The sequence below is a fragment of the Aeromonas sp. HMWF014 genome, assembly GCF_963878295.1.
Taxonomy (GTDB): domain Bacteria; phylum Pseudomonadota; class Gammaproteobacteria; order Enterobacterales; family Aeromonadaceae; genus Aeromonas; species Aeromonas popoffii.
This window is the reverse complement of record NZ_CAWNYS010000118.1, coordinates 1-7,625: the sequence shown is the minus strand read 5'-3', so window position 1 is coordinate 7,625 and position 7,625 is coordinate 1. Positions and strand designations below refer to the sequence as shown.

Sequence of the window (7,625 nt, the reverse complement as noted above, 5' to 3'; positions counted from 1 at the left end):
CTGCAATACCTGGAGGCCTGGATCAACGGTAACGGCTGCGTGCCCATCTATGGCCTGATGGAAGATGCGGCCACCGCCGAGATCTCCCGTACCTCCATCTGGCAGTGGATCCGCCACGGCAAGAGCCTGTCGAATGGTCAAGTGGTGACCAAGGATCTGTTTCGCCAGATGCTGGTCGAGGAGCAGCAGGTGGTCAAACGCGAACTGGGCGATGCCCGCTGGCATGCGGGGCGTTTTGCCGAAGCGAGCGAGCTGATGGAGCAGATCACCTGCGCCGACACCCTGATCGATTTTCTGACGCTGCCCGGTTACGAGCGACTCTGAATCACGGGCCCCCAGCGGGGCTCGCCAATAACAAGTCAATGGACACGTGAAATCAATGAAAGAGGGAACTGATATGGCACTGACCCGTGAGCAACAGATCCAGGCTATCGAGAAAGACTGGGCACAAAACCCCCGCTGGAAAGGGATCAAACGCGGCTACAGCGCCGAAGACGTGGTGAACCTGCGCGGCAGCTTGCAGCCTGCGCACACTCTGGCTCAGCGCGGCGCCGACAAATTGTGGGAACTGATCCACGGCAGCGCCAAGAAAGGCTACGTCAACTGCCTCGGTGCCCTGACCGGCGGCCAGGCGGTACAGCAGGCCAAGGCGGGCATAGAAGCCATCTACCTCTCCGGCTGGCAAGTGGCGGCGGACAACAACTTGTCCTCCACCATGTATCCGGATCAGTCCCTCTACCCGGCGAACTCTGTCCCGTCCGTGGTGGAACGCATCAACAACTCGTTTGCCCGTGCCGATCAGATCCAGTGGGCCAACAAGGTGGGTCCGCAGGATGCCGGTTTCATCGACTACTTCCTGCCGATCGTGGCGGATGCGGAAGCCGGTTTCGGCGGCGTGCTGAATGCCTTCGAGCTGATGAAGGGAATGATTGAAGCGGGTGCCGCCGGTGTGCACTTCGAAGATCAACTGGCCTCGGTGAAGAAGTGCGGCCACATGGGTGGCAAGGTGCTGGTCCCCACCCAGGAAGCGGTACAGAAGCTGGTTGCAGCACGCCTCGCAGCCGACGTCTGCGGCACCACGACGCTGGTGATCGCCCGTACCGACGCCAACGCGGCGGACTTGCTGACCACGGATGCAGACCCTTACGATGCCGGCTTCCTGACCGGTGAACGCACCGCAGAAGGCTTCTACAAGGTGCAGGCGGGTATCGAACAGGCCATCTCCCGTGGTCTGGCCTATGCCCCTTACGCCGACATGGTGTGGTGTGAAACCGCCAAGCCGGATCTGGACGAGGCGCGCAAGTTTGCCGAAGCCATCAAGGCGCAGTACCCGGACACCATACTGGCCTACAACTGCTCCCCCAGCTTCAACTGGAAGAAGAACCTGGACGATGCCACTATCGCCCGCTTCCAGCAGGAACTGTCCGACATGGGCTACAAGTACCAGTTCATCACGCTCGCCGGCATTCATAACATGTGGTTCCACATGTACGAACTGGCCTACCAGTACGCCCGTGGCGAGGGGATGAAGCACTACGTCGAAATGGTACAGGAGCCGGAATTTGCCGCCGCCAGCCGTGGTTACACCTTCGTGGCGCACCAGCAGGAAGTGGGCACGGGTTACTTTGACAAGGTGACCACCGTTATCCAGGGCGGCCAATCCTCGGTCACCGCGCTGACCGGCTCCACCGAAGAAGATCAGTTCCACTGATAAGCAAAGCTTCCTTGAAATAGCAAAACCCCGGCCAGGTGCCGGGGTTTCTTTTTATCTGTTGTATCAGCGCCGCTGCGGCTCAGGCACACCCAATGGCTCAGAGCTCCAGGATCTCTTTTACAAAGGGGATGGTGAGCTTGCGCTTGGCGCGAAATGAGGCGTTATCGAGCTGATTGAGGGTGGTAAGCAGGGTGCGCATGTCGCGGGAGAGTCGGTTGAGCAGGAAGCGGCCCACGTCAATGGGCAATTTGAAGCCCCGCAGCTCGGCACGCAGCTGCAGGGCACTGAGCTTGCCTTCATCATCCAGCTCGTCGAGGTGGAAGCTCACCCCCCAGTCGAGGCGGGAGGCGAGATCCGGCAGTTGCAGCCCCAGCTTGCGCGGTGCACTGCAACCCGTGACCACCAGCGTCCCCTCCCCTTTCTCCTGCCAGCGATTGTAGAAATCGAACAAGGCCCGCTCCCACAGCGCATTGCCGGCGATGGCTTCGAGACTGTCGAGACAGACCAGTGGCAGGCTTTCGAGGGCATCGAGCATGCTGGGATCGAGCTGTTCGAACTGATCGAGGGAGAGATAGGCCGCCGCCGCATCGCGGGCGTTGACCTCGGCGCAAGTGGCGTGCAGCAGGTGGGAGCGTCCCGACCCCTTGGCACCCCAAAAATAGAGGAAAGGCGATCCCTGACCGATGGCCGCATTCTTGAGGGCGGTGATCAGGTGCGCATTGTTGCCGGGATAAAAACTGACGAAGGTTTCATCATCCGGTAATTGTACGGCTAAAGACAGTTGGGCCGGTTGCTTCACTCGTTGGGCTTTGACTGTGACATTTGTGGCTGAGTGTATCATCGCAAAGGCAGATAGAGAACCGCCCGGACTTGGCCGGGCGGTTGAGACAAAGCAGAAATGATCAGGGCTGCGACCATTGGTAGCGCAAACCGCTGTCATTATCGTCAATTTGGCGCAACCTGCTCTCCAGTTGCAGGCCACGGATGAGCTCAGCCTTATCCCCCTGCAACGCGAGGTTGAAGGTGACCTTGTCCCCCTCCAGCTGGCCGATCTCCACCTTGGTGACGCTGGCCATGCCCTGCAGCATCTTCTGCACCGTAATCATGCCGTCTATGCCGGACAAGCCTTCCACCACCAGGGTTTGGCTGGAGGCGACACCCGAGATGCGCGCACCATAGTTTTGCACCAGCCAGGCCGCCAGCCCATCGGCAAACCCCTGTGCCACCTCGGCCTGGGTGCCGCTGCCACTACCGCGGGTCAGCTCGGCCTGCTCGCCACCGGCTTTGGGTCCATAGAGGCCCCAGTCTATGTTCCACGTTTCCCCTTCCGGGGTCAGCTTGCCCAGCACCACCATCTCGGCGCCATAACGCTGGCTCGCCTTGAGGATGGGGTCGGCGAAGCGGCCCCAGACATCGGTGGCATTGACCGCCATGCTGTCATCGAGATCCATCAAGGGAATGCTGACAGGCAAGCCCATGGCCTGGCTCTGGGCACGCAGCGCGGCGGCCCAGCCATCGCTGGACTGATCCGGCAGGAGGCGGCGTTCTCCCTCATTGATCACCAGCCAGATGGCCATTTGAGGCCGTGCTGGCCCAAGCAGGGCAAACTTGCTCTGGGAGATCAGGGCGTTGACCTTGGCGACGTCAAAGTCGGCCTTGAGAAACTTGACCGGTCCCACGTCCTGATAACCGTAGTGCTGCACATAGTCGCCTGGCGCGGCCAGCGCCTTGACCACGGCCGGCTGGGTGAGGATATCCCGCTTGCCGGTCACCTTGACGAGTACCTCCCCCAGCGCTTGGGACTGGGCCGCCACCATGTCGCCGCTGGTGGGCGCCTTGCCCTGATAGAGATCGGTCACCTGAGCGGCCGAGACCATGAATGACAAGCCGCAGCAGAGGGCGGTCACAACACGTTTTAACATGAGAAAAGTCTCGAAATGGGAGATGGTGCTTATGGTAGCGGCAAGGTGCGCATTGCAGCAAGCTGGAGGGGGATAAACAGCAGAGCCGGCAAGGCGCCGGCTCCATTCTCACCCCTCACACAGAGAAGGTGGTCACGTCATCAGGCATTACTTGGTGCCGAAGATCTTGTCGCCGGCATCGCCCAGACCCGGGACAATATAGCCTTTCTCGTTCAGGCCCTGATCGACGGAGGCGCAGTAGAGCTCGACATCGGGGTGCACAGCTTCCAGCGCCTTGATCCCTTCCGGCGCGGCAACCAACACCAGCACCTTGATGGACTGGCAGCCTTTCTTCTTCAGCAGGTCGATGGTGGCGATCATGGAGCCGCCGGTGGCCAACATGGGATCGATGACCAGTGCCAGACGCTCTTCGATGTTGCTGACGATTTTCTCGAAATAGGGAACCGGTTGCAGGGTCTCTTCATCGCGGTAGATACCGACCACGCTGACGCGGGCGCTCGGCATGTGCTCCAGCACGCCATCCATCATGCCAAGACCGGCACGCAGGATAGGCACGACGGTGACCTTCTTGCCCTTGATCTGGTCAACTTCCACTGGCCCGTTCCAGCCATCGATGGTAACCTTCTCGGTTTCGAAGTCAGAGGTCGCTTCGTAGGTCAACAAACTGCCCACTTCTTTGGCCAGTTCACGGAAACGCTTGGTGCTGATATCGCCTTCACGCATCAGACCGATCTTGTGTTTGACCAGGGGGTGTTTGACTTCAACGACTCTCATTATTATCTCCTCTAACTGCCGCAAAAAAATCGCGGAATCATACAACAAAAGCCGACTTTTGTAGAGCTTTTCCACGCAAAAACGCGCAAACGATTTCCTTTCTGCTTTTACCCGGCCACTGTTAGAATACGCCCCGAATTTTACCCTCCACTTCTTTATATGACGGGGAATACGCGTGACTGACAAAACCTCACTGAGCTACAAGGATGCTGGCGTAGATATCGATGCTGGCAATGCACTGGTTGAACGTATCAAGGGCGTGTCAAAGCGCACTCGTCGTCCTGAAGTCCTTGGTGGTCTTGGCGGCTTTGGGGCCCTGTGTCAAATCCCTGCGGGCTACAAGGAGCCGGTACTGGTCTCCGGCACCGATGGTGTGGGCACCAAGCTGCGTCTCGCCATCGATCTGAAAAAGCACGACACCGTCGGTATCGACCTGGTGGCCATGTGCGTCAATGACCTGATAGTGCAAGGCGCCGAGCCGCTGTTCTTCCTCGACTACTATGCCACCGGCAAGCTGGACGTGGACACCGCGGCCGCCGTGGTCACCGGGATCGGTGTTGGTTGCGAGCAATCCGGCTGCGCCCTGGTGGGCGGTGAAACCGCCGAGATGCCGGGCATGTATGAAGGGGAAGACTACGACATCGCCGGTTTCTGCGTCGGCGTGGTGGAGAAGAGCGAGATCATCGACGGCAGCAAGGTCGGTGACGGCGATGCCCTGATCGCCCTGGCTGCCAGCGGCCCCCACTCCAACGGTTTCTCGCTGGTGCGCAAGATCCTGGAAGTGTCCAAGGCAGACGTTCATCAGCCACTCGGTGACACCACCCTGGCCAACGCCCTGCTGGAGCCAACCCGCATCTATGTGAAGCCCGTGCTCAAGCTGATCAAAGAGTGCGAGATCCATGCCCTGTCCCACATCACGGGCGGCGGCTTCTGGGAGAATATCCCCCGCGTGCTGCCCGCCAATACCCAGGCGGTGATCGACGAGCAGAGCTGGCAGTGGCCGGCGGTGTTCAGCTGGTTGCAGCAAGCTGGCAACGTCACCCGTCACGAGATGTACCGAACCTTCAATTGCGGCGTCGGCATGATCATCGCCCTGCCTGCGGATCAGCTCGAAAAGGCGCTGACCCTGCTCAAGGCGGAAGGCGAGAACGCATGGCACATCGGCCATATCGCCAAGGCGGCCGATGGTGAAGAACAAGTCGTCATAAAATGACCTCCCCAATGAAACGGATCCTGGTGCTGGTCTCCGGCAGCGGCAGTAACCTGCAGGCTATTCTCGACAATTGCGCCAGCGGCAAGATTGCCGGCGAAGTGGTCGGTGTCATCAGCAACAAGGCCGATGCCTACGGCTTGGTGCGTGCGCAAACGGCCGGGGTAGCGACCGCCATTCTGTCCCAGCAGCAGTTTGCCAGCCGGGTGGAGTATGACGTCGCCCTGCAGGCGCTGATGGATGACTATCAGCCGGATCTGGTGGTACTGGCCGGCTTTATGCGGATCCTGAGTGCCGATCTGGTGCGTCACTTCGCAGGGCGGATGATCAACATCCACCCGTCACTACTGCCCAAGTATCAAGGCTTGCACACTCACCAGCGCGCCATCGATGCCGGTGATAGTGAGCACGGTGCCAGCGTCCACTTCGTCACCGAAGAGTTGGATGGTGGCCCGGTGATCCTGCAGGCTCGCGTCCCCATCTTCGAAGGTGACGATGTCGAGGAAGTGGCGGCCAGGGTGCAGGTCCAGGAGCACAGCATCTACCCGCTGGTGGTGCAGTGGTTCTGCGAGGGAAGGCTGAGAATGCAAGGCGATACAGTCCTGCTGGACGGTATCGTGCTTGGCCCCGCAGGTCATGCCTGCGAGTAACCGCCAAGCACAGCATGCAACATGTGACAAGGGAGGCTTAGGCCTCCCTTGTCATTTCTAGCTACCCGCACAATTGCTGCAGTCATGTCCGATTACGCCGCTGCGCGGCTAATCGAACTTACACCGGATTGTCGATATCGATAAAGGTCACATCCAACCCCTGCACGGTCGCCAGCCACTCTCCCAACGCCTTGACGCCGTAACGTTCAGTGGCGTGATGGCCAGCGGCGTAGAAGTGCATCCCCATCTCGCGAGCGGTGTGAATGGTCTGCTCGGAGGCTTCGCCGGAGATGAAGGCATCGATGCCCTGGTCCGCCGCCAGATTGATGTAGCTCTGACCGCCGCCGGTGCACCAGGCGACGGAACGGATAAGCTCGGGGCCAGTATCACCGCAATGCAGCGGTTCGCGGCCAAGGCGCTCGGCAATCAGGTTGGCAAAGTCGCGGCCACTCATCGGCTCTTCCAGCTTGCCCACCATGGCGACGCTCTTGCTGTTCCAGGGCTCCAGGCCACGGCGCACCTTGATGTCCAGCAGCTTGGCAAGCTGGGCGTTGTTACCCACCTCGGGATGCACATCCAGCGGTAGATGATAGGCAAACAGGTTGATGTCGTGAGTGAGCAGGGTCTTGAGGCGACGCTGTTTCATGCCGGTGATCTGGGCCGGCTCGCCGCTCCAGAAGTAACCGTGATGGACCAGAATGGCATCGGCGTCGAGGGCCACGGCCGCATCGATCAGCGCCTGACTGGCGGTGACACCGGTCACCACCTTGCGAATGCGCTCGCGCCCCTCTACCTGCAAGCCGTTGGGGCAGTAATCCTTGATGGCGTGGGGTTCAAGTAGATGGTTGAGTACAGTTTCGAGTTTTCGATGAGAGATCATAGGGGTCCCTTATAAAGGCTCGGTCCCCTGCATCAACGATACAGCAGGGGCCAGGCTCAAACGCCAAGGACCCCATGATAATCGAGCAAAGCCGCCAAGACCATGACAGTTCCCTGGCAGGCCATGCCCATCCAGCACTCAGGCGGGCAGATCGATCCCCGCCTCCCGCATCTGGGCAAGCTTGTAGCGCAGGGTGCGCGGGCTGATGCCGAGCCGGTCGGCCACCGCCTTGCGGCTGCCGTTACAGTCTTGCAAGGTATCGAGGATGATCTGGTGCTCCTGCTGCTTGAGCTCGCTGCCCAGATGCTCGCTCCCGCAGCTGCGATCGCCGCCGGTGAAGCGGATCGCCTCCTCGTCCACCTCTTCCAGGATCAGGTGCTCGCAGCCGATGAGCCCATCCGGGCTCAGGATCAGGGCACGCTGCACCACGTTGTCCAGCTCCCGCACATTGCCGGGCCAGGGGTGAGCCAACAGG

8 protein-coding genes and 1 pseudogene are annotated in these 7,625 nt (G+C 60.2%); 4 read left to right on the top strand and 5 right to left on the bottom strand.

Translation table 11 applies throughout. The annotated features are described in order from the left end of the window. Window positions 1–324 (top strand): annotated as a pseudogene (locus AAC083_RS04695) (malate synthase A); the annotation flags it as partial. A gap of 73 nt (window positions 325–397) precedes the next feature. Then, the gene (aceA, locus tag AAC083_RS04690; protein ID WP_042036481.1) at window positions 398–1,711 is read left to right on the top strand and encodes an isocitrate lyase; all 1,314 of its coding nucleotides are present in this window, start codon (window positions 398–400) and stop codon (window positions 1,709–1,711) included. 100 nt (window positions 1,712–1,811) lie between these two features. Here the strand turns inward: aceA and hda are convergent, their stop codons facing one another. The 3 genes from hda to upp form a co-directional block, all read right to left on the bottom strand. After that, window positions 1,812–2,513 carry a DnaA inactivator Hda gene (gene hda / locus AAC083_RS04685; protein ID WP_016351307.1) on the bottom strand — a complete coding sequence of 234 codons (702 nt, stop codon included), beginning with the start codon at window positions 2,511–2,513 and terminating at the stop codon, window positions 1,812–1,814. A gap of 103 nt (window positions 2,514–2,616) precedes the next feature. Then, window positions 2,617–3,636, bottom strand: coding sequence for a DUF2066 domain-containing protein (locus AAC083_RS04680; protein WP_108535963.1), 1,020 nt, complete (start codon window positions 3,634–3,636; stop codon window positions 2,617–2,619). 147 nt (window positions 3,637–3,783) lie between these two features. Continuing rightward, window positions 3,784–4,410: a uracil phosphoribosyltransferase gene (gene upp / locus AAC083_RS04675; protein ID WP_042036473.1), complete on the bottom strand. Its 627-nt coding sequence runs from the start codon at window positions 4,408–4,410 to the stop codon at window positions 3,784–3,786. A 175-nt stretch (window positions 4,411–4,585) separates the two neighbouring features. Between upp and purM the strand changes: the two genes are divergently transcribed. Together purM and purN are read left to right on the top strand one after the other, a co-directional pair. Next, complete coding sequence (gene purM / locus AAC083_RS04670) at window positions 4,586–5,623, top strand: phosphoribosylformylglycinamidine cyclo-ligase (protein ID WP_108535962.1); 1,038 nt, start codon at window positions 4,586–4,588, stop codon at window positions 5,621–5,623. Between the two features lie 8 nt (window positions 5,624–5,631). Further along, window positions 5,632–6,270, top strand: coding sequence for a phosphoribosylglycinamide formyltransferase (gene purN / locus AAC083_RS04665; RefSeq protein WP_181364648.1), 639 nt, complete (start codon window positions 5,632–5,634; stop codon window positions 6,268–6,270). Between the two features lie 118 nt (window positions 6,271–6,388). Here the strand turns inward: purN and AAC083_RS04660 are convergent, their stop codons facing one another. Then, on the bottom strand, window positions 6,389–7,150 hold the full coding sequence (locus AAC083_RS04660) for a Nif3-like dinuclear metal center hexameric protein (RefSeq protein ID WP_108535960.1): 762 nt from the start codon (window positions 7,148–7,150) through the stop codon (window positions 6,389–6,391). A gap of 138 nt (window positions 7,151–7,288) precedes the next feature. Then, window positions 7,289–7,625, bottom strand: a 337-nt coding sequence (locus tag AAC083_RS04655; RefSeq protein WP_181364647.1) for a helix-turn-helix domain-containing protein, incomplete at its 5' end; no start/stop codon positions are given.